The sequence below is a fragment of the Leifsonia xyli subsp. cynodontis genome (assembly GCF_050632205.1).
In the GTDB taxonomy this organism is placed as follows: Bacteria; Actinomycetota; Actinomycetes; order Actinomycetales; family Microbacteriaceae; genus Leifsonia; species Leifsonia xyli_D.
On sequence record NZ_CP192578.1, the window covers coordinates 749,082 to 770,139 of the forward strand.

Below are 21,058 nucleotides of genomic sequence, written 5' to 3' on the forward strand. Positions count from 1 at the left end.
TGACCTCGCGGCGTAACCTTCCCCTAATTCCGGCGACGAGGCCGGAAGCCGGTCGTGCACGCCACAAGCATGCCGTCCGGGCGCGAGAGTGAAGGTTGCGTGAACCGTGACGATCGACAATCAGCCCGCCACCCGTCGGGGCGGCTCCCACAGCGAGCTCGGTGCCCTCGGTGAGCTCCATCTCGGCGCCATCGACGTCGTCAGCCTGCTCGATGCCGACGGCATCCGTCACGCGGACGACCGCTACGACGCCTGGGTCTCCGACATCGGAACCGACCAGCTGCTCGCCCTCTACGAGGACATGCGCGTCATCCGCCGGATCGACTCCGAGGCGACCGCCCTGCAGCGCCAGGGCGAACTCGGACTCTGGCCGCCGCTGCTCGGCCAGGAGGCCGCCCAGATCGGCTCCGGCCGCGCCCTCCGCGCCGACGACTTCGTCTTCTCCAGCTACCGCGAGCACGGCGTGGCGTACTGCCGCGGCGCCGGCCTGGTCGACCTGCTGCGCGTCTGGCGCGGCACGACGCAGAGCGGCTGGAACCCCTACGACATCAACATGGCGACGCCGCAGGTGATCATCGGCGCGCAGACCCTGCATGCGACGGGATACGCGCTCGGCATCCAGGCAGACGGCACGGATGCGGTCGCGGTCGCCTACTTCGGCGACGGCGCGACCAGTGAGGGGGATGTCAACGAGGCGCTGATCTTCGCCGCGACGTACGCCGCGCCGGTGATCTTCTTCTGCCAGAACAACCAGTACGCGATCTCCGAGCCGGTGTCCCTGCAGGCGCAGCGCCCGATCGCCGATCGCGCGCCCGGGTTCGGCGTCCCGAGCGTCCGCGTGGACGGCAACGACGTCCTCGCCGTGCTCGCCGTCACCCGCGCTGCCCTGGACCGCGCCCGCAGCGGCGGCGGCCCCACCTTCATCGAGGCGGTGACCTACCGGATGGGTCCGCACACCACCGCCGACGACCCCACCCGCTACCGGGACACCGCGGAGCTGGACCAGTGGCGCGCCAAGGACCCGGTGACCCGCGTCGAGGCGTACCTCGACGCCCAGGGCGCTCTGACCCAGGAGCGGATGGCCGCCATCGTCGCGAAGGCCGACGCCGTCGCCGCCGAGATGCGCTCCGGGATCACCGCGCTCGCCGACCCCGACCCGCTGTCCGTCTTCGACAACGTGTACGCCGAGCCGCACACCGGCATCGCCCGGCAGCGCGACCACTACTCGCGGTACCTCCGCACGTTCGTGGGGAGCGACGGCCGATGACCTCCCTCAGCATGGCGAAGGCAATCAACGCCGGGCTCCGCCGCGCCCTGGCGGCCGACGACCGGGTGGTCCTCATGGGCGAGGACATCGGCACGCTCGGCGGCGTCTTCCGCGTCACCGACGGCCTCCAGACCGAGTTCGGGCCGCGCCGGGTCATGGATTCGCCGCTCGCCGAGTCCGGCATCCTGGGCACCGCGGTCGGGATGGCGTACCGCGGTTACCGTCCGGTGGTCGAGATTCAGTTCGACGGGTTCATCTACCCGGCCTTCGACCAGATCGTGAACCAGGTCGCCCGGATGCACTACCGCACCGCCGGCAACGTGCGCATGCCGGTCGTCATCCGCGTCCCGTTCGCCGGAGGCATCGGCTCGGCCGAGCATCACTCCGACTCGCCGGAGGCGTACTTCGCCCACACGGCCGGCCTGCGCGTCGTGAGCCCGTCGGATCCGCAGGACGCCTTCACGCTCATCCAGCAGGCGATCGCCTCCGACGACCCCGTGCTGTTCTTCGAGCCGAAGCGCCGCTACCACGCCAAGGGAGAGGTGGATGAGGATGCGCCGCTCGCCGACGCTCGCCCGATGGGCACCGCCCGGGTGGTGACGCAGGGCACCGACGTGACGCTCGTCACGTACGGCGGTCTGGTGTCGCTGGCACGGGATGCGGCGCTGGCCGCCGGCGACGACGGCGTCTCGGTGGAGGTCATCGACCTGCGTTCGCTCTCGCCGCTCGACCTCGACACCGTCGCCGCGTCGGTGAAGCGCACCGGCCGACTGGTCGTGACGCACGAGGCGGCGCTGTCCGGCGGCCTGGCGGCGGAGATCTCCGCCTCGATCACCGAGCGCTGCTTCTACCACCTGGAGCACGCGCCGGTGCGCGTCACCGGGCACGACATCCCGTACCCGCCGGCGCGCCTCGAGTCGGCGCACCTGCCCGACCTCGACCGCATCCTCGACGGCATCGACCGCGCGATGGATCGGCCGAACTCGTTGAGCGGGGTGGAGGACTGATGGCGGTCCGGGAGTTCGCGCTGCCCGACCTCGGTGAGGGGCTGACCGAGTCGGAGCTGGTCGCGTGGAAGGTCGCCGTCGGCGACACCGTGCAGCTCAACCAGATCATCGCCGAGGTCGAGACGGCCAAGGCGCTGGTCGAACTGCCCGCGCCGTACGACGGACGCGTGTCGCGGCTGTTCGTGGAGCCCGGGGTGACCGTGGCGGTGGGGGAGCCGCTTGTCGCGTTCGAGGTGGATGCGGGGGAGCCGGCGCCGGCGGAGGGGCCGACGACGGCGGAGGATGCGGTCGCGGACGCGCCCACGGAGGTCCGCGAGCCGACGCTGGTCGGGTACGGGGCGCGGCCCGAGTCGGGCGCGCGCCCGGCGCGGCGGCCGCGGCCGGGACTGGTGGGCGTCGGGGCCGTTTCCGCCGCGTCCGGGGCGGCTCCCGTCGCGCTCGCGGAGCGCCCGCGGGCCACCCCGCCGGTCCGCAAGTTCGCGCGCGAGCTCGGGGTCGATCTGGCATCCGTCGTCGGATCGGGAGACCGCGGGCTGATCACACGCGGCGACGTGCAGGCGTTCGCCTCACAGCACGACGCGGAGGCGACCGCCCCTGCGGCGCGCGCCGACGGGTCGCGCGAGAAGCGCATCCCGATCCGCGGCGTGCGCAAGGCGACCGCCGACGCGATGGTCCGCAGCGCGTTCGGCGCCCCGCAGGCGACCGTGTTCCTCACCGTCGACGTGACACCGACGATGGAGCTCTCCACCCGTCTGCGCGCGCGGCCGGAGTTCGCCGACGCCCGTCCGGGCCTTCTGGCGATCGTGGCGAAGGCGCTGCTCCTGGCGGTCCGCCGCACACCCGAGGTCAACGCGCGGTGGGACGACGCGGCGAACGAGATCGTCCAGGCGGAGTACGTGCACCTCGGCATCGCGGCGGCGACCCCGCGCGGGCTGATGGTCCCGGTGATCCGCGACGCCGACGGCATGTCGCTCGCGGAGGTCGCCGGGGCGATCCGTCAGCTGGCGGAGACGGCCCGCGCGGGGCGCACCGCGCCCGCCGACCTGAGCGGCGGCACGATCACGATCACGAACGTCGGCGTGTTCGGGGTGGACGCCGGCACGCCCATCCTCACGCCCGGCGAGGCCGCGATCCTCGCGGTCGGTGCCGTCCGGAAGCAGCCGTGGGAGCACGAGGGCGGCATCGCGCTGCGCGACGTGCTCACCCTCGCGGTGACGTTCGACCACCGGATCGTGGACGGGGAGCAGGCGTCCCGTTTCCTCGCCGACATCGGCCGCATCCTGGCCGACCCCGCCTCCGTGCTCGCGATGCTCTGACGCCGGCGCATCCAGGGGCGCAACACGCCGTCATCGCGCACGGATAACGGCGTGTTGCGTCCCACAGAGCAGCGCGCCGGCGCCCGGCTACGCGTGCAGCGCCGCGTTCAGCTCCACGCCGACGCCCGCGCGACGCAGCACCTCGACCGCGCCGGTGAGCGAGTTGCGGCGGAACAGCAGCCCCGGCATCCCCGAGAGCTCCGCCGCCTTGACGGTGCGCGGGCGGCCGTCCGCCGTGGGCGCCTCGCCGACCAGCACGACCTTCGTGCCCGCGGTCACGTAGAGTCCCGCCTCGACCACCGAGTCGTCGCCGATCGAGATGCCGATGCCCGAGTTCGCGCCGAGCAGGGCCCGCTCGCCGATCGAGACCCGGTGCGTGCCGCCGCCGGAGAGCGTGCCCATGATGGATGCGCCGCCGCCGATGTCGGAGCCGTCGCCGACCACCACGCCCTGCGAGATGCGGCCCTCCACCATCGACGACCCGAGCGTGCCGGCGTTGAAGTTCACGAATCCCTCGTGCATCACGGTCGTGCCCGGCGCGAGGTGCGCGCCGAGGCGCACGCGCGAGGCGTCGGCGATGCGCACGCGGTCCGGCGTGACGTAGTCGAGCAGGCGCGGGAACTTGTCGACGCCCGAGACCTGGATGCCCGCCCGCTGCAGCCGCGGACGCAGGCGATCGAGGTCGGCCGGGTGCACCGGGCCCGCGTTCGTCCAGGCCACGTTCGGCAGGTGCGCGAAGATTCCGTCCAGATTGAGGCCGTTGGGCTGCACGAGCAGGTGCGAGAGGAGGTGGAGGCGCAGGTAGGCGTCCGGGGTGGAGGCGGGAGGCGCATCCAGCTCGATCTCGACGGTGACGATGTCGATGCGGACGGCGCGGCGCGCATCCTCTCCCGCCAGCTCCTCCAGCTCGGCCGGGGCGATCCAGCGGTCGCGGCCGGCCGGGAGGGCTCCCAGGCGCGGCTCCGGGAACCACGTGTCGAGCACCGTGCCGTCGGCGGCCACCGTGGCGAGGCCGTAGCCCCAGGCGGAGCGGGATACGGCGGGCGCGACAGAACTTTCAGACACGTCGGAAGGCATGCCCCTAGGTTAGTAGGGTGCAGATCAGCAGCGTTCCCCTCGACCTCGGCGCCACCTCCATCGACCTGACCCGCCAGCTGTGCGACATCGAGTCCGTCTCCGGGGACGAGGGCACCTTGGCCGACGCGATCGAGTCCGCCCTCGGCGCCTACCCGCACCTCGAGGTGATCCGGGACGGCGACACGATCGTCGCCCGCACCAACGGCGGCCGCGACCGCCGCGCGCTGATCGCCGGCCACATCGACACCGTGCCGCTGAACGACAACCTGCCGACGCGGTTCGAGGAGCACGACGGCGTCCGCTACCTCTGGGGCCGCGGCACCGTCGACATGAAGGCGGGCGTCGCCGTGCAGCTGAAGCTGGCCGCCGAGCTCACCGACCCCGCCGTCGAGGTGACATGGATGTGGTACGACCACGAAGAGGTCAACGCCGAGCTGAACGGCCTCGGCCGCCTGGCGCGCAACCGTCCGGACCTCTTCGTCGGCGACTTCGGCATCCTCGGCGAGCCCAGCAACGGGGTCGTCGAGGGCGGCTGCAACGGGAACCTGCGCGTCGAGGTGCGCACGTACGGGCTGCGCGCGCACTCGGCCCGCGGCTGGGTGGGCGACAACGCCATCCACAAGGCGGCGCCGATCCTCGACATCCTGGCCGCGTACCGGGCGCGTGAGGTGGAGGTCGACGGGCTCGTCTACAAAGAGGGGCTGAATGCGGTCGGCATCTCGGGCGGCGTCGCGGGCAACATCATCCCGGACGAGTGCATGGTGCACATCAACTACCGGTTCGCGCCGTCGCGCAGTTCGCAGGAGGCCATCGACCACATGCACGAGCTGTTCGGCGACTACGAGATCACCGTGGTCGACCGCGCGGACGGCGCCCGGCCCGGGCTGGATGCGCCGCTCGCGCAGGAGTTCGTCGCCGCGGTCGGCGGCGTGGCCAAGCCCAAGTACGGATGGACGGACGTGGCCCGGTTCAGCGCGATGGGCATCCCTGCGGTGAACTACGGCCCGGGCGACCCGCTGAAGGCGCACGCCGACGACGAGCGCGTCGACGTGGAGCAGATCGTGGCCGTGGAGGAGGGGCTGCGTGCGTGGCTCACCGGCGCCGGCGGCCGCTGACTCCGGGGACCTGCGTGACGGCGGGGTCGACGTCGACCTCGCCGCGGGGGAGGCGCGCGCCCTAGCGCCCCGCGGTCCGTGGTGGACCCTGTGGTGGGTGCGTGTGCTCGCGGTCTACCTGGGCGCGCGCGTCATCACCACGGCGATCCTGCTCGCTTTCGCAGCGGGAGAGACGAAGAACGCCTGGACGTCCGCCGGCCCCGACTACTTCACCTTCGCCAACATCTGGGACGGACGCTGGTACGAGATCGTCGCGGGCTTCGGCTACCCGAAGATCCTGCCGACGAGCGACGGCATCCACGTCAGCGAGAACGCGTGGGCGTTCATGCCCGGATTCCCGGGGGTGGTGGATGCGGTCATGTTCGTCACCCGGCTGCCGTGGCCCGTCGCCGCCGTGCTCGTGTCGTTCGCGGCCGGGGCGGGTGCCGCCCTGGTCTTCCACCTGCTCATGCGCCGCGTCGGGCTCAGCGCGTCGCAGAGCCTGTTCGCGGTCGTTCTGTTCTGCGTGGCGCCGGTGTCGCCGCTGTTCCAGGTCGCGTACGCGGAGTCGCTGCACATCCTCCTGCTCGTGGTCGCGCTGCTCCTGCTCGTCGAGCGGCGGTACGGCTGGCTGTTCGCCGCGGTGCTCGCCATGGCGTTCACGAGGCCGAGCGGGCTGGCGTTCGCCCTCGCGCTGGCCATGCACGTGGTGTACCGGTGGGTGCGGCGGCGCGAGGATCCGTTCCCGCGCCGGGAGCGCATCCTGAGCGTGTCACTGACGGTCTTCAGCGGCGTGGCCGGCCTGGCGTGGCCCGGGATCGCCGCGATCGCGACCGGCTCCCTGACCGCGTACACCGACACCGAGCTGGCGTGGCGCGCGCCGTACATCGGGTTCGTGCACCTGCTGCCGTTCGCGCCGTGGTTCCAGGGCGCGGACTGGTGGGCGAGCGAGATGCTCGGGCTGCCGGGATGGGTCGGCATGGTGACGCTCGTCGTCCTGATCGCGCTGTTCGCCGTCCTGCTGTTCTCGCCCGCAGTGCGCCGGCTCGGTGTCGACCTGCGGTTCTGGGTGGCGGCCTACTCGCTCTACCTGCTGGCCGTGTTCTTCCCGCAGTCGAGCACGTTCCGCCTCCTGATGCCGCTGTTCCCCCTCCTCGGCGCCCTCGCGCTGCCGCGCAGCCGCGTCTACCGGGTCGCGATGGTGCTGCTGTTCGTGGCGCTGCAGGTGGGATGGGTGGCGATCTGCTGGACGATCGACGGATACGACTGGTCACCGCCGTGACACCTCCGATTTCCGCAGGCCCGCGAGGATGTCGGATAATAGGAGGACATCCACGAAAGGGGAGCTGCATGGCGGCCATGAAGCCGAGGACCGGGGACGGGCCAATGGAGGCTGTGAAGGAGGGACGGCTCATCATCGTGCGTGTGCCGCTCGAAGGTGGGGGACGACTCGTGGTCTCCGTCAATGACGCGGAAGCAAAAGAGCTGCACGACGCGCTCGCGAGTGTGGTCGCCTCCGCCTGACCATCGCCTTACCGGAAGGGCCCCGATCGGAGCGATCGGGGCCCTTCCGGCATGTGTGGCGCGGTGCGCGCTGCGCAGGACGCGGTGCGGTGCCGCTACGGCGCGAGCTTGGTGATCTGGAGCAGACCCTCGCCGGCCGGAGACAGGGCCGCGATGACGGCGCCGGAGGCAGACGTCTCGGTGATGAGCGTGCGGAACCCGGTCGCGACGTCGTCGCGGGCCGCCGGGTCGGCCACCCGCCCCCGCCAGAGGGCACGGGCGACGAGCACGGTGCCGCCCGGGCGCACCAGGCGCAGGCCGTGCTCGACGTACTCGATCACCGACTGCGGGTCGGCGTCGATGAAGACGATGTCGTAGGAGTTCTCGTTCATCCGGGGCAGCACCTCGAGGGCGCGGCCGGGGATGAGGCGCACGCGGTTCGACGGAACACCGGCCTCGGTGAAGAACGCCCGCGCGTGCTGCTGGTGCTCCACCTCCACGTCGATGGACGTCAGCTGCGCCTCGGTGCCGCCCGTCAGCAGCCACAACCCGCTGACGCCTGTGCCGGTGCCGATCTCGACGATGTTCTCCGCACGCGTTGCGGCGACGACCACGGCCGCCTGTGCGCCGGTGGCGGGGAGATCGGGTCGATGCCGAGCTCCAGCGACTGCTGGCGTGCGCGGACGATCACGTCGCTCTCGACGACCACGTCGTCGGCGAACCTCCAGTTCGAGTCCTTCTCTGACACAGCGCTCCCGTCGATCAACCCTCAGGATACGGTCGGCTCACGCAGCATCCGTGGAGGCACCGCCGCGATACCCTGGAATGGTGTTCGGGCTGACCTTCGACAAGCTGCTGATCGTGGCGGTGATCGCGGCGTTCGTCATCGGCCCCGAGCGCCTTCCGACCTACGCGGCGAAGCTCGGTCAGCTGGTGCGTTCCCTGCGCGACTTCGCCAACGGTGCGAAAGACCGGATGCGCGACGAGATGGGCCCGGAGTTCGACGACGTCGACTGGAAGAAGCTCGACCCGCGTCAGTACGACCCGCGGCGGATCATCCGCGAGGCGCTGCTGGAGGAACCGGGGGAGCCTGCCGGCGCGATCAAGCCCGTGACGCAGTCCGCCTACGCCCAGCGCAGGATGCCGCTGACGGCGGGCGCGCTGCCGCCGTTCGACAGCGAGTCCACCTAGCCGCTGCGCGGTCGGCGGGCGCGCATCCACTACGCTGCCGACATGATCGCAACGGAGCAGTCGCTGACCCGGGCGACCGTCGCGCGGTACGCCGTCGGATCGCTGGGCACCGGAGGGTTCGCCACGCTCCCCGGGCTCGTGCTCGTCTACTACCTCACCGACTCGCTCGGCGTCGCCGCGATCGTCGCGGGTGCCGTCGTCACGGTCGCGAAGGTGTGGGATGTGATCATCGATCCGGTGATCGGAGCCCGCAGCGACCGGATGCTCGCCGTGCGCGGCTCCCGCCGCCCGATGATGCTGCTCGGCGCTGTCGCCCTCCCGGTGTTCTTCCTGCTCACCTTCGCGGTGCTCCCCGGCACGCCCGCCGGCGTCGCGGCCGTGTGGGTGCTGCTGGCGTTCGTGCTGACGGCGACGGCGTTCAGCCTGTTCCAGGTGCCGTACATCGCGCTGCCCGCGGAGCTCGCGGCCGGCTACGACCAGCGCACGCGGCTGCTGACCTGGCGGGTGGTCGTGCTGACGTTCGCCATCCTGCTGTTCGGTGCGGGCGGACCGGCGCTGCGCTCGCTCGGCGGCGGCCACACCTTCGGCGGCTACCTGCTCATGGCCCTCGTCGCCGGCGTGGTGATCGGCGCCGGGATGCTCGTCTCCGCCTTCGTCGCGCCGCGCGGCCTCCCGTCGGCCGACGTGCCGCCGCGCGACAGCATCCTCACCACCCTTCGCGCCAACTACGCGTCCGGCGTGCGCGTGCTGCGCGACAGCCAGCCGTTCCGCGCGCTGCTGCTCACGTTCCTCCTGCAGGGCCTCGCGACCGGGCTGATGCTCGCCGGGGCCAACTACGTCGCGACGTACCTGCTGCACTCGGAGGATGCGGTGACCTTCCTCTTCGTCGCGCTGATCGCTCCGGCCCTCGTCGTCACGCCCGTGTGGGGCGTCGTCGCGCGCCGCATCGGGAAGGAGCGGGGATTCGCCATCGCAAGCGTCCTCTTCGGCGTCGCCGCCCTGTCCATGGTCGCCCTGCTGTGGGCTCCCGGCGCGTGGGTCTATGCGCCCGTCGCCGTGGCGGGCGCGGCGTACGCGGGCATGCAGTCGCTGCCGATGGCGATGCTGCCGGACGTCATCTCGCATGACTCCCGCCGCAACGGCGCCGGCCGGGCCGGGACGTTCGGCGGCATGTGGACGGCGGGGAGACCACCGGTATGGCCCTCGGCGCGACGGTGCTGAGCATCGTGCTCGCGGTGAGCGGGTACGTGTCACGCAGCGCGGCGGTGGCCGGCGCGTCCTCGTCGGCCGTGGCGTCGCAGCCGGGGAGCGCGGTGGCGGGCATCGCGCTCAGCTTCAGCCTCATCCCGGCGCTCATCATCGCGGTCAGCCTCGTGCCGCTGGCGCGGTACCGGCTGCGGAAGGGAGACATCGATGGCGTCGTTTGACCAGCGGGCGATCCTCGGAAGGCTCGCGGCGCTGCGCCGGGCGGACGCGCCGACCCACGGCGGCCGCGTGCTCAGCTATGTGTACGACTCCGGGATGCCCGAGATCGACGAGCTGGCGGCGGAGGCCATGCGGCTGGTCCAGCCGGTGAACGGACTCGACCCGACCACGTTCACGTCGGTCGCGGTGATGGAGCGCGAAGTGATCGGCTTCGCGCGGGAGCTCCTGCACGGCGGGGACGACGTCGTGGGCTCGGTGACGTCCGGCGGCACCGAGTCGTGCCTCCTCGCGGTGAAGACCGCACGCGATGTCTGGCGGGCGGGCGGTGGCGCCGGGACCCCGCGGCTCCTCGCCCCGGTGACGGTGCACGCGGCGTTCCACAAGGCGGCGGCGCTGTTCGGGCTCGCGCTGGACCTCGTGCCGGTGGACCGCGCGACGGGCCGAGTGGATGCCGCGGCGCTCGTCTCGCGGATCGCGCCCGACGTCGCGCTCGTCGTCGTGTCGGCGCCGTCGTACCCGTATGCGACCCTCGACCCGGTGGAGGAGGTGGCGGCGGCGTGCGACGAGGCCGGGGTCGCGTGCCACGTGGACGCCTGCATCGGCGGCTGGATCCTGCCGTTCTGGCGCTCCGCCGACGGCTCGGCGCTGCCGGCGTGGGACTTCCGCGTCGCCGGGGTGACCAGCGTCTCCGCCGACCTGCACAAGTACGGCTACGCGCCGAAGGGTGCGAGCGTGCTGCTCCAGCGCGGGCGCGACCGGCAGCGGAGGCAGTATTTCGCGACGACCGGATGGCCGGGCTACCCGGTGGTCAACGCCACGCTGCTCGGCTCCAAGTCCGCGGGTGCGCTGGCGGCATCCTGGGCCATCGTGCAGGCGCTCGGAGCCCGCGGTTTCGCCGAGCTTGCGGAGTCGTGCCGGCGGTCGACCCGCGCGCTGCTGGACATCGTCGGCGACATCGACGGGCTCCGCATCGTCGGCGAGCCGACCGGGCCGCTGCTGGCGGTCGCCGCCGACGAGACCGTGCCCGCTGAGCGCCGCGTGGACCCGCACCACTGGGCGGACCGCGTGCGCCGCCGCGGCTGGGTGCTGCAACTGCAGCCCGGCCTGACGCAAGCGGACGGATCGCGCCTGCCGCACACCACGCACCTGACGATCACGCCCGTGACGGAGGCGCACCTCGACGAGCTCGAGGGCGCGCTGCGCGGCGCGGCGGACGAGGCTCGCGGGGTGGCGCCGGTCGACCGGGATGCCGTGCTCGGCGCGCTGCCGCCCGGCCTCGGAGACGCTCCGCTCGACTCGGCGACCGCCGCGCACATCCTCGCGGGTCTCGGACTCGGCGCCGACCTGTCCGGTGGCGGGACGCCCGGCCTGCCCGACGACCAGGCCCCGCTGCTCGCCCTCGTGGAGGCGCTGCCGCATCCCGTCGCCGAGCGCCTCCTCGTCGAGCTGCTCGCGCGCGCGGTCGAGCCCGCCGACGCCTGACGCCCGCGCCCGCCGCACGAGCGGTGAGTGGATGCGCCTATTTCCGTCGACTGGTGACCAGATGTCGCGACTCGGCCGGCGGAGGCGGGGCCCGGCGAGCCGCGGCTTTGCTGTGGTCGAGTGGTGAGTGGATGCGCGGATTTCCGTCGAGTGGCGAGTAAATGCGCCTATTTCCGTCGAGTGGTGAGCAGGTGTCGCGACTCGCCGGGGGAGGCGGGGCCCGGCGACTCGCGGCTCTGCTGTGGTCGAGTGGTGAGTGGATGTCGCGACTCGGCCGGGGGAGGCGGGGGTCCGGTGAACCGCGGGAAGCACCGCTGCGATCGAGTGGTGAGTGGTTGCGCCTATTTCCGTCGAGTGGTGACTTGATGTCGCGACTCGGCAGGAGCGGACGGAAGCGGAGAGGGTGCGGGCCGCCGGCGACACGCGGACCGCGCGACTCAGCGGACGGACAGCCCGAGCTTGCGGCCCGCCAGGCCGCGGCTGCGCGTCGCGAGGCGCTCCGCCACCGCGCGGATCGCCACAGCGGCCGGGTCGGCCGGGTCGGTCACCACGATCGGTGCGCCCGCGTCGCCGCCCGCCCGCAGCGGGATGCTGAGCGGCACGCTCGCCAGCAGCGGCACCGCGTCGTCCTGGCCGGCGGACAGCCGCCGCGCCACCTCGGCGCCGCCGCCCGAGCCGAAGAGCTCGAGCACGCTGCCGTCCGGCTGCACGAGTCCGGCCATGTTCTCGATCACGCCGATCACGCGCTGCCCGGTCTGCCGGGCGACGACGCCGCTGCGCTCCGCCACGTCGGCCGCGGCCGGTTGGGGCGTGGTGACGACGAGCACCTCGGCCGTCGGCAGCAGCTGCCCGACGGAGATGGCGACGTCGCCGGTGCCGGGCGGCAGGTCGAGGAGCAGCACATCCAGGTCGCCGAAGAAGACGTCGGTGAGGAACTGCTGGATGGTGCGGTGCAGCATGGGCCCGCGCCAGGCGACCGCCGCCGAGGCGGAGTCGACGAACATCCCGATCGAGACGACCTTCACGCCGTAGGCGACCGGCGGGAGGATCATGTCGTCGACCCGCGTCGGCCGCGGCGCCACGCCGTCCTCATCCGTGAGGCCGAGGATGCCGGGGATCGAGAAGCCGTGCACGTCCGCGTCCACGATCCCGACCCGCAGCCCGCGCTCCGCCAGGGCGACCGCAAGGTTCGCGGTGACCGTCGACTTGCCCACGCCGCCCTTCCCGCTGGTGACCGCGTACACGCGTGTGAGCGACTCCGGTCCGAACTGCTGTCCGCGCGCCGGACGGCCGGCTCGCAGCTTCTCGGTGAGGGCGCGGCGCTCCGCGGGGGTCATCACCGAGATGCCGACCGCGACGTCGGTCACGCCGGGCACGGACGCAGTGGCCGCCCGCACATCGCGCTCGATCGCGTCCGCCGCCGGGCAGCCGACGATCGTGAGCTTGATGCCGACCGACGCGCGGCCGTCCGCATCCACCGACACCGCATCCACCATGTCGAGCTCGGTGATGGGCTTGCGGATCTCCGGGTCGAGCACCGCGGCCAGGGCGCCGCGCACCGCATCCGCCAGCCCGGCGCCGCCCGTCCCGCCGCCGCCCGTCCCGGAACCGTCAGGCACGGGCCTGCTCGCCCTCGCCCGATTCGCTCTTCTCGAGATCCTCGAGCAGCGATCTCAGCTCGGCGCGGATGAAGTCCTTCGTCGCCATGTCGCGCACCGCCAGACGCAGCGCGACGACCTCGCGGGCGAGGTACTCCGTGTCGGCGAGGTTGCGCTCCGCCCGCTGCCGGTCCTGCTCGATCTGCACGCGGTCGCGGTCGTCCTGCCGGTTCTGCGCGAGCAGGATGAGCGGCGCCGCATACGAGGCCTGCAGGGACAGCACCAGGGTGAGGGCGATGAACCCGAGGGCGGCCGAGTCGAAGCGCCAGCTGTCCGGCGCCAGAGTGTTCCACGCCATCCACGCGACGACGAAGACGGTCAGCCCGAGCACGAACCACGGCGTGCCCATGGCGCGGGCGATCCATTCCGTGAAGCGGCCGAAACGGTCGCTCGATTCGACGCGGTCGCGCCGGAGCACCGGGGTGCGCAGGCCTTTCGGCGTGCCAAGGGCCCGCGGGGCGTCGAGCCCCGTCTCCTGCCTACCTCGTGCCACTTCCGCCCCTCCTCCCGTTCACGATGCGGATGCTGCCTGTCTGGTCGGACGGCGCCGTGCGTTTCACGGGCTCGTCCTCGTCTTGACTTCGCCAATCGTCGGGGAGCAGATAGTCGAGGATGTCGTCGATGGTCACCACCCCGACGAGCCGGTGCTTGTCGTCCACCACGGGGACGGAGACGAGGTTGTACGAGGCGAGGATGCGCGACACCTCGGCGGCGGAGGTGTCGGCGGTCACGGGCTCGAGACCCGGGTCGAGGAGGGTGCCGAGCCGCACGTGCGGCGGGTAGCGCAGCATCCGCTGGAAGTGCACGACGCCGAGGAAGCGCCCGGTCGGCGCCTCGTACGGCGGCAGGGTGACGCAGACGGCGGCGCCGAGCGCCGGCGCGAGTTCGTGGCGGCGGATGAGCGCGAGGCCCTCCGCGACCGTCGCGTCGGCGGACACGATGATCGGCTCCGTCGTCATCAGACCGCCCGCGGTGTCCGGGTTGTAGCTGAGGAGCATGCGGACGTCCTCCGCCTCCTCCGGCTCCATGAGCTCGAGGAGGTGCTCGCCGCGCTCGTCGGAGAGCTGGGCGATCAGGTCGGCGGCGTCGTCCGGCTGCATCTGGTCGAGCACGTCGGCGGCCCGGTCATCGTCGAGCTTCGCGAGGATCTGCACCTGCTCGCTCTCGGGCATCTCCTCCAGAACGTCGGCGAGGCGGTCGTCGGGGAGCTCCTCGGCGACCTCGAGCATCCGCTGCTGGGGGAGGTCGAGCAGGGTGTTCGCCAGGTCGGCGGGCTTCAGCTCGGAGTACGTGGCGATCAGCTGCTCGGCCGACTGCGCCTCGCCGCGGTTCTGGCGCTCGCGCACCTCGTTCCACGACACGAACGTCGTCGCGCCCTTGCCGAACGGGGAGGGCCCGGTCTTGGGCTTGCGGACGAAGAGCTGGCTGACCGCCCAGTCGCCGGTGTCGGTCTCCTCGATCGCGACATCCTCGATGGTCGCCTCGCCGGTGCCGTCGGCGAAGACGACGCGACGGCCGAGCAGCTCGGCGATCACCCGGACCTCGCCGCCGCGCTGCTCGAAGCGGCGCACGTTGATGATGCCGTTGGTGATGATCTGCCCGCTGCCGATGCTGGTGACGCGGCCGATGGAGAGGAAGACGCGGCGCTTGCCGGGGATCTCGACGATGAGACCCACGACGCGGGGCGGGTCGTTCTTGCGGTACACCACGAGGACGTCGCGGACCTTGCCGACCCGGTCGCCCACGGGGTCGAACACGGTCGTCCCGGCGAGGCGGGCGACGAACACTCTGGCGGCACTCACCCTATAAACCTAAGCCCTCACGGGTGAACGACAGCTGTTCGCCGTGCCTTCGTCGGTGCCGGATGGGACAATATGCGCATGAGCACATCCGGACCGATGAACGCGCGCAACCGCATCCTCTTCCCGACCCTGCCGCGCGGCGAGGTGGTCGCCACGTTCGACAGCTATCCCGGAGCCCAGGAGGCGGTGGATGTGCTGGCCCGCGCCGACTTCCCGGTCGACAAGGTCTCCATCGTCGGAAGCGACCTGAAGAGCGTCGAGCGGGTGACCGGCAAGCTGACCTGGGGACGCGTGGCGCTCGCCGGAGCGGCCTCCGGCGCCTGGCTCGGCATCTTCTTCGGCCTCCTGCTCATCATCTTCTCGCCGGCGGTCAGCCTGGCCTTCGTGCTCGCCGCCCTGCTGATCGGCGCCGGGTTCGGGATGCTGTGGGGCCTGGTCTCGTACGCGGTGAACCGGCGGCGTCGCGACTTCACGTCCATCCAGCAGGTCATCGCGACGAGCTACTCGGTGCTCGTCGACTCCGAGCTCGGCAACCGCGCCCGCAACCTGCTCGCCGGCGGGGGAGCGGGTGCCGGTGCGGAGGCGCCGGCTTCACCGGCCGCATCGGCTCCGGGATGGACGCCTCCCGCCCAGCCGCAGCATCCGTCCGACCCGCCGCCCGCACCGCCCGCGGCCGCGCCGCCGGTCGTGCCGCCCGCGGGCGACGAGCGGCCGCCCGCACCGCCGGCCTGAGCCGGAGCGCAGCCGCAGCCGCAGCGGCTCAGCGCGACAGTCGTCGCACCCACGCCTCGACGTCGTCCGCCGTGCGCGGGATCGCGACCGAGAGGTTCTCGGCTCCGTCGTCGGTGACCAGGATGTTGTCCTCGATGCGCACGCCGATGCCCCGGAAGCGCTCGGGCACGGTCAGGTCGTCCGGCTGGAAGTACAGCCCGGGCTCGATCGTGAACACCATCCCCGCCTCCAGCACGCCGTCGAGGTACAGGTCGCGGCGTGCCTGCGCGCAGTCGTGCACGTCGAGACCGAGGTGGTGGCTCGTGCCGTGCACCATGTAGCGGCGGTGCTGCTGGTTGTCGGCCTGCAGCGCCTCCTCGGCGCTCACCGGCAGCAGCCCCCACTCGGCCGTCTTCCGGGCGATCACGGCCATCGCGGTCGCGTGGATCTCGCGGAAGCGGATCCCCGGCCGGACGATCGCGAACGCCGCGTCCGCAGCCTCCAGCACCGCCTCGTAGATGAGCCGCTGCGTGTCGGTGAACGTGCCGTCGATCGGGAACGTGCGCGTGATGTCGGCGGTGTAGTAGCTGTCCAGCTCGACCCCCGCATCCATCAGGATGAGGTCGCCCGGCACCACGGGCCCGTCGTTGCGCGTCCAGTGCAGGATGCACGCGTGCGGCCCGCTCGCGGCGATCGTGTCGTAGCCGACGGTGTTGCCGTCGGCGCGGGCGCGCCCGTTGAAGACACCCTCCACCAGCCGCTCGCCGCGCGGGTGCGTGGTGATGCGCGGCAGGTCGGCGATCACGTCGTCGAAACCGCGGGCGGTCGCCGCGACCGCCGCGCGCAGCTCGCCGATCTCGAAGTCGTCCTTGACGAGGCGCAGCTCGGAGAGGTCGCGGGCAAGCCGGTCGTCCTCGGCGTGGTCCTCCGGGTCGCGGTCGCCGTCGGTGTCCTCCCAGAGCACCATCCGGGCCGCATCCACCTCGTCCGTGATGGCCTGGTCGGCGTCGCGCAGCACCACGGTGTCGCCGTCGACCGTGTCGAGCACGGCCCGCACGTCGGCGATGCCGCGGGTCGGCAGGTCGAGGTCGGCGGCGACCTGCGCGAGCGAGGGGCGCGGGCCGATCCAGAACTCGCCGATCTCGGGGTTCGCGTAGAACTCGTCGGAGTCGCGGCCGGCGCGCTCGCGGAAGTACAGCGTCGCCTCGTGACCGTCGGCCGTCGGCTCGAGGACGAGCACGCTGCCGGGCTCGGAGTCGGAGCCCCAGCCCGTCAGGTGCGCGAAGGCGGAGTGCGCGCGGAACGGATAGTCGGTGTCGTTGCTGCGCTGCTTCAGCCGGCCGGCCGGGATGATGAGCCGTTTGCCGGGGAACAGCTCGGAGATGCGGGCGCGGCGGGCGGCTGCGTATCCGGCCTGACGGCGCGCCGCGGGCAGGACCTCCGGGCGCTCGGCCCAGCCGCTCCCGATGTACTGGCGGAACGCATCCGACCCCGGGGTCGTGGAGCGGTTCTCGGTGGCGCGCGGCGCCGGGTCGGTCGAGGCTTGCGTGGACTGCGACATGCCGACCATTCTTCCACTCCTAGGATGGTCAGCATGGCTGATGAGCGACGGTTCCGTGGTCCCGTCGACCTCCACACGCACTCGAGCGTGTCGGACGGCACCGAGACGCCGGCCGAGCTGGTCCGTGCGGCCGCCGCAGCCGGCCTCGGCACGGTCGCCCTCACGGACCACGATTCGACCGCAGGCTGGCCGGATGCCGCCGCCGAAGCCGCGCGGGTGGGTGTGACGTTCATCCCGGGCATGGAGCTGTCGACGCGCATCGAGTTCGCCAGCGTCCACATGCTCGGCTACCTCTTCGACCCGGCGAACGAGGCGCTCGTCGCCGAGACGAAGCGGATCCGCGAGGGGCGGATGCGCCGGGCGGAGGACATGGTGCGGCGCATCTCCGAGGACTACGCCATCACATGGGACGACGTGCTCGCGCAGGCCACGGAGGGCGCAACGGTCGGCCGGCCCCACATCGCCGACGCGCTCGTCGCCCGCGGCCTCGCCTCCGACCGCAGCGCCGCCTTCGCGGGCATCCTGCACTGGCGCAGCGGCTACTTCCAGCCGCACTACGCGCCGGAGCCGCTGACCGGCGTCCGCCTCATCCGCGGCGCGGGCGGTCTGCCCGTGCTCGCGCATCCCGCGACCGGAGGACGCGGCCGCGTCATCCCCGAGGAGCGCCTCCGCCGCCTCGTCGACGCCGGCCTCTTCGGGCTGGAGCTGGACCACCGCGAGAACACGCCGGACGGTGTGGCCCGGCTCCGCGACCTGGCGGCGAAGTACGGCCTCCGCATCACCGGCTCCAGCGACTACCACGGCGCCGGCAAGCCGAACCGGCTCGGCGAGAACACGACCGACCCCGCCGTCGTCGACGCGATGATCGAAGAAGCGACAGGCGCGGCGCCTTTCTACGCTCCCTGACCCACACCCCGTAGCCTGGACCCCGGTACGGGGAGAGAGCGAGGTGCGCGGGTGAGACGGTTCTGGCGAGGATCGGCGGTCGCCGCCGCCCTGACGGCTGCCCTGGTGATCGCGGGAGGCGCGGCGCCGGCCACCGCCGACTCGTACCCGTCGTGGGACGACGTGCAGGCGGCCAAGAACAACGCCAGCGCCGCCCAGGCCGAGGTGGACCGCATCAACGGCCTGCTGCAGAGTCTGCAGACGGCGGCCAACGCGGCGGGCGATCTCGCGGTGAAGCGGCTGGGCGAGTACGGCGCAGCGGAGGCCGCCCTGACGTCGGCGACGGCGAAGGCGCAGGACCTCGCCCGGGATGCGCAGGACGCGGGCGCCAAGGCGGACGAGCTGAGGTCGCAGAGCGGCAAGCTCGCCGAGCAGCTGACCCGGGCGGGGACGTCATCCGTCTCGCTGCGGCTGTTCCTCAGCCCGAACGCGTCCTCGTCCGACTCCCTGCTGTACCAGCTCGGCGCGGTATCCAAGCTGGCCGACCGGTCCAGCGCCCTGTTCGAGCAGGCCAGCGCCCAGAAGAATCTCGCGTCGGCGCTGAGCGCGCAGGCGGCCAACGCGCGCACCATCCGCGATCAGCTCGCCGTCGCCGCGAAGAAGGCACTCGACGCCGCGACCGCGGCCAAGCAGGCGGCGGATGCGCAGCTCGCCGCCCAGAAGCAGCACGCCAACACGCTCTATGCGCAGCTCGCGACCCTCAAGAACACCGCCGCGTCGGTCGAGCAGCAGTACGCGGCCGGGCAGGCAGCGGCGGCGGCCGCGGCGGCCGCAGCGAACACCGGAGGTGGGTCGGACGGATTCGCGCCGCCGCCGGGCATGGTGGTCGACCCAGCCGGGGCGCAGGCATACGCCGCGAGCCGCCTGGGCGCGTTCGGCTGGGGCAGCGACCAGATGCCGTGCCTGATCAAGCTCTGGAACCACGAGTCGGGCTGGCGCGCGGACGCGTACAACACGTCGAGTGGCGCGTACGGCATCCCGCAGTCGCTGCCGGCCAGCAAGATGGCGTCCGCCGGCCCCGACTGGATGACGAACCAGAACACGCAGGTGAACTGGGGGCTCGACTACATCAACCGCGCCTACGGCTCGCCGTGCGCGGCCTGGACCTTCGAGATGAGCCACGACCCGAACTGGTACTGACCCGGCGCTCGGGCTCCGGTCTCGGGCCTCCGCCTTCCCGCCGAGTGGCGACATGATGTCGCAACCCGACGCGAATTCGCGCATCTCCTCACCACTCGGCGGCGGCAGTCCGTCGGGTGGTGCGTAGACGCCGCGGGCGCGGCTCGGCGCTCCCGGCACTGGGGCCGGCCTCTGGCCTCGGTCCTCCCGCCGAGTGGCGACATGATGTCGCAACCCGGCGCGAATTCGCGCTTCTACTCACCACTCGGGCACAGAAGGGGCACGTGGTTCGCTCCCGCCGCCGAGTGGCGACATCATGTCGCAACTCGGAGCGAATTCGCGCATCTACTCACCACTCGGCGGCGGCGGGGCGGCGCGCCGTGCGCGCCCGGCCCGGCCTCCGGTCAGCTGGCGGGCGTCGCGGGGGAGCCGCCGCGCGAGCGGCGACGCCGACGGCGCGGGGCGCTGTTCCCGTCGCGGTGCTGCGAGCCGCCTCCGTCGTGCGTGCCCGCCGCGGCCTTCGCCTCCCCACCCTCCGACGCGGCGGCGCCGGCATCCTGCGTCTCGGCGACGGGTGCGCCCTCGCCGCCCGCCCCGCGCGTGCGGCGGCGACGCCGGCTGCCCGAGCGCTCGGACCCATCCGGTCCCGTGGAGTCCGTGCGGCCGCTCCGCGCGGGCTGACCGGTCGGCGCGGCCTTCACGGCGGGCGTCGGCTTGAGGCGGCCCTTGGCGCCGGCGGGGATGTCGAGGTCGGCGAAGAGGTGCGGCGAGGACGAGTAGGTCTCCGTCGGCTCCGGCTGGCCGAACTCCAGCGCGCGGTTGATGAGGGCCCACTTGTGCAGGTCCTCCCAATCGACGAACGTCACGGCGATGCCGGTCTTGCCGGCGCGGCCGGTGCGTCCGGCGCGGTGCAGGTACGTCTTCTCGTCGTCCGGGATGGTGTGGTTGATCACGTGCGTGACGTCGTCCACGTCGATGCCGCGGGCCGCGACGTCGGTGGCGATCAGGATGTCCTTCTTGCCGGCCTTGAATGCGGCCATGGCGCGCTCGCGCTGCTCCTGGTTGAGGTCGCCGTGCACGGCCGCCGCGTTGAAGCCGCGGTCGTTGAGCTCTTCGACCAGCTTGGCGGCGGCGCGCTTCGTGCGCGTGAAGATCACGGTCTTGCCCCGGCCCTCGGCCTGCAGGATGCGGGCGATGACCTCATCCTTGTCGAGCGAGTGCGCGCGGTAGATCAGGTGCTTGATGTTCGCCTGGATCTGGCCCTCGTCGGGGTCGGAGGCGCGGATGTGCACCGGCCGGGTCATGAAGCGGCGCGCGAGCGCGACGATCGGGCCGGGCATGGTCGCCGAGAACAGCATGGTGTGGCGGGTCGGGGAGGTCTGGGCGAACAGCTTCTCGATGTCGGCGAGGAAGCCGAGGTCGAGCATCTTGTCGGCCTCGTCGAGCACCATCTCCTGCACGTTGGCGAGGCTGAGCAGGCGCTGACCGGCCAGGTCGAGCAGACGGCCGGGCGTGCCGACGACGATCTGCGCGCCGGCCTTGAGCTGAGCGACCTGCCCCTCGTAGGCCTTGCCGCCGTAGATCGCGGCGATGGAGGTGGGGCGGCCGGCGGCGGCCACCTCGAGGTCTTCGTAGACCTGGATGGCGAGCTCGCGCGTCGGGACGACGACGAGCGCCTTGACGCCCGGCTCGGGGTCGAGCCCGAGGCGCTGGATGAGCGGGAGGCCGAAGCCGAGGGTCTTGCCCGTACCGGTCTTCGCCTGGCCGATGATGTCTTGACCGGTGAGGGCGAGGGGGATCGTCTGCGTCTGGATCGGGAAGGGCTCGATGATGCCCTTGGCCGCGAGCGCGTCCACCATGTCCTGGTCGATGTTGAGTTCTGAGAAAGTCACGAGTTGGA

General features: G+C 72.3%; 17 protein-coding genes and 2 pseudogenes. 12 read left to right on the forward strand and 7 right to left on the reverse strand.

All coding sequences use genetic code 11. The features are described 5' to 3' along the window. The first annotated feature begins 106 nt into the window (after positions 1-106). From pdhA to ACQ86M_RS03720, 3 genes are read left to right on the forward strand one after another with little or no spacing between them, the layout of a single operon-like run. Complete coding sequence (gene pdhA, locus ACQ86M_RS03710; protein WP_431247092.1) at positions 107-1,267, forward strand: pyruvate dehydrogenase (acetyl-transferring) E1 component subunit alpha; 1,161 nt, start codon at positions 107-109, stop codon at positions 1,265-1,267. Then, the gene (locus ACQ86M_RS03715; protein ID WP_431220784.1) at positions 1,264-2,274 is read left to right on the forward strand and encodes an alpha-ketoacid dehydrogenase subunit beta; all 1,011 of its coding nucleotides are present in this window, start codon (positions 1,264-1,266) and stop codon (positions 2,272-2,274) included. Before pdhA ends, ACQ86M_RS03715 begins: the two co-directional genes overlap by 4 nt. Next, positions 2,274-3,590: a dihydrolipoamide acetyltransferase family protein gene (locus tag ACQ86M_RS03720; protein WP_431247093.1), complete on the forward strand. Its 1,317-nt coding sequence runs from the start codon at positions 2,274-2,276 to the stop codon at positions 3,588-3,590. The genes ACQ86M_RS03715 and ACQ86M_RS03720 overlap by 1 nt, the downstream gene beginning before the upstream one ends. A gap of 87 nt (positions 3,591-3,677) precedes the next feature. Here ACQ86M_RS03720 and dapD read toward each other — a convergent pair whose 3' ends face one another. After that, a complete protein-coding gene (gene dapD / locus ACQ86M_RS03725; RefSeq protein WP_431247094.1) occupies positions 3,678-4,667 on the reverse strand; it encodes a 2,3,4,5-tetrahydropyridine-2,6-dicarboxylate N-succinyltransferase in 990 nt (329 codons plus the stop codon). 17 nt (positions 4,668-4,684) lie between these two features. Between dapD and dapE the strand changes: the two genes are divergently transcribed. From dapE to ACQ86M_RS03740, 3 genes are all read left to right on the forward strand, one after another. After that, the gene (dapE, locus tag ACQ86M_RS03730; RefSeq protein ID WP_431247095.1) at positions 4,685-5,782 is read left to right on the forward strand and encodes a succinyl-diaminopimelate desuccinylase; all 1,098 of its coding nucleotides are present in this window, start codon (positions 4,685-4,687) and stop codon (positions 5,780-5,782) included. Beyond that, positions 5,751-7,043, forward strand: coding sequence for a hypothetical protein (locus ACQ86M_RS03735; RefSeq protein WP_431247096.1), 1,293 nt, complete (start codon positions 5,751-5,753; stop codon positions 7,041-7,043). The genes dapE and ACQ86M_RS03735 overlap by 32 nt, the downstream gene beginning before the upstream one ends. 68 nt (positions 7,044-7,111) lie before the next feature. After that, positions 7,112-7,285 carry a DUF3117 domain-containing protein gene (locus ACQ86M_RS03740; RefSeq protein WP_115695182.1) on the forward strand — a complete coding sequence of 58 codons (174 nt, stop codon included), beginning with the start codon at positions 7,112-7,114 and terminating at the stop codon, positions 7,283-7,285. A 95-nt stretch (positions 7,286-7,380) separates the two neighbouring features. On the opposite strand, the pseudogene ACQ86M_RS03745 reads toward ACQ86M_RS03740, so the two are convergent. After that, positions 7,381-8,012 (reverse strand): annotated as a pseudogene (locus tag ACQ86M_RS03745) (O-methyltransferase). Between the two features lie 80 nt (positions 8,013-8,092). On the opposite strand from ACQ86M_RS03745, the gene ACQ86M_RS03750 reads away from it, so the two are divergent. From ACQ86M_RS03750 to ACQ86M_RS03760, 3 genes and pseudogenes are all read left to right on the forward strand, one after another. Further along, positions 8,093-8,455, forward strand: a complete 363-nt coding sequence (locus ACQ86M_RS03750) for a Sec-independent protein translocase TatB (protein WP_431247097.1) — start codon at positions 8,093-8,095, stop codon at positions 8,453-8,455. Positions 8,456-8,497: 42 nt separating this feature from the next. Continuing rightward, positions 8,498-9,882: pseudogene (locus tag ACQ86M_RS03755) on the forward strand (MFS transporter). Beyond that, positions 9,869-11,362 (forward strand): pyridoxal phosphate-dependent decarboxylase family protein, encoded by a 1,494-nt coding sequence (locus ACQ86M_RS03760; protein ID WP_431247098.1) that lies wholly within the window; start codon positions 9,869-9,871, stop codon positions 11,360-11,362. The pseudogene ACQ86M_RS03755 and the gene ACQ86M_RS03760 overlap by 14 nt, the downstream one beginning before the upstream one ends. A gap of 437 nt (positions 11,363-11,799) precedes the next feature. On the opposite strand, the gene ACQ86M_RS03765 is transcribed toward ACQ86M_RS03760, so the two are convergent. The 3 genes from ACQ86M_RS03765 to ACQ86M_RS03775 are packed head-to-tail and all read right to left on the reverse strand — an operon-like array spanning position 11,800 to position 14,822. Next, positions 11,800-12,981, reverse strand: coding sequence for an Mrp/NBP35 family ATP-binding protein (locus ACQ86M_RS03765; RefSeq protein ID WP_431247099.1), 1,182 nt, complete (start codon positions 12,979-12,981; stop codon positions 11,800-11,802). Further along, positions 12,974-13,513, reverse strand: coding sequence for a DUF1003 domain-containing protein (locus ACQ86M_RS03770; RefSeq protein WP_431220794.1), 540 nt, complete (start codon positions 13,511-13,513; stop codon positions 12,974-12,976). Before ACQ86M_RS03770 ends, ACQ86M_RS03765 begins: the two co-directional genes overlap by 8 nt. Further along, entirely contained in the window at positions 13,500-14,822 is a 1,323-nt protein-coding gene (locus tag ACQ86M_RS03775) for a magnesium transporter MgtE N-terminal domain-containing protein (protein WP_431220795.1), read from the reverse strand. Before ACQ86M_RS03775 ends, ACQ86M_RS03770 begins: the two co-directional genes overlap by 14 nt. 78 nt (positions 14,823-14,900) lie before the next feature. On the opposite strand from ACQ86M_RS03775, the gene ACQ86M_RS03780 reads away from it, so the two are divergent. Next, on the forward strand, positions 14,901-15,554 hold the full coding sequence (locus ACQ86M_RS03780; RefSeq protein WP_431247100.1) for a general stress protein: 654 nt from the start codon (positions 14,901-14,903) through the stop codon (positions 15,552-15,554). Positions 15,555-15,582: 28 nt separating this feature from the next. On the opposite strand, the gene ACQ86M_RS03785 is transcribed toward ACQ86M_RS03780, so the two are convergent. Then, positions 15,583-17,094 carry an aminopeptidase P family protein gene (locus ACQ86M_RS03785; protein WP_431247101.1) on the reverse strand — a complete coding sequence of 504 codons (1,512 nt, stop codon included), beginning with the start codon at positions 17,092-17,094 and terminating at the stop codon, positions 15,583-15,585. 33 nt (positions 17,095-17,127) lie between these two features. Between ACQ86M_RS03785 and ACQ86M_RS03790 the strand changes: the two genes are divergently transcribed. Both ACQ86M_RS03790 and ACQ86M_RS03795 read left to right on the forward strand, forming a co-directional pair. Further along, entirely contained in the window at positions 17,128-18,000 is an 873-nt protein-coding gene (locus tag ACQ86M_RS03790; RefSeq protein ID WP_431247102.1) for a PHP domain-containing protein, read from the forward strand. Positions 18,001-18,051: 51 nt separating this feature from the next. Next, entirely contained in the window at positions 18,052-19,179 is a 1,128-nt protein-coding gene (locus ACQ86M_RS03795) for a coiled-coil domain-containing protein (RefSeq protein ID WP_431247103.1), read from the forward strand. A 383-nt stretch (positions 19,180-19,562) separates the two neighbouring features. On the opposite strand, the gene ACQ86M_RS03800 is transcribed toward ACQ86M_RS03795, so the two are convergent. Then, positions 19,563-21,050, reverse strand: coding sequence for a DEAD/DEAH box helicase (locus tag ACQ86M_RS03800; RefSeq protein WP_431247104.1), 1,488 nt, complete (start codon positions 21,048-21,050; stop codon positions 19,563-19,565). Positions 21,051-21,058: the final 8 nt, after the last annotated feature.

Coding starts and splice junctions, on each gene's coding strand:
- ACQ86M_RS03715 (WP_431220784.1), top strand. CDS start 1,264: ATGACCTCCCTCAGCATGGCGAAGGCAATCAACGCCGGGCTCCGCCGC.
- ACQ86M_RS03720 (WP_431247093.1), top strand. CDS start 2,274: ATGGCGGTCCGGGAGTTCGCGCTGCCCGACCTCGGTGAGGGGCTGACC.
- dapD (WP_431247094.1), bottom strand. CDS start 4,667: ATGCCTTCCGACGTGTCTGAAAGTTCTGTCGCGCCCGCCGTATCCCGC.
- ACQ86M_RS03740 (WP_115695182.1), top strand. CDS start 7,112: ATGGCGGCCATGAAGCCGAGGACCGGGGACGGGCCAATGGAGGCTGTG.
- ACQ86M_RS03760 (WP_431247098.1), top strand. CDS start 9,869: ATGGCGTCGTTTGACCAGCGGGCGATCCTCGGAAGGCTCGCGGCGCTG.
- ACQ86M_RS03780 (WP_431247100.1), top strand. CDS start 14,901: ATGAGCACATCCGGACCGATGAACGCGCGCAACCGCATCCTCTTCCCG.
- ACQ86M_RS03785 (WP_431247101.1), bottom strand. CDS start 17,094: ATGTCGCAGTCCACGCAAGCCTCGACCGACCCGGCGCCGCGCGCCACC.
- ACQ86M_RS03790 (WP_431247102.1), top strand. CDS start 17,128: ATGGCTGATGAGCGACGGTTCCGTGGTCCCGTCGACCTCCACACGCAC.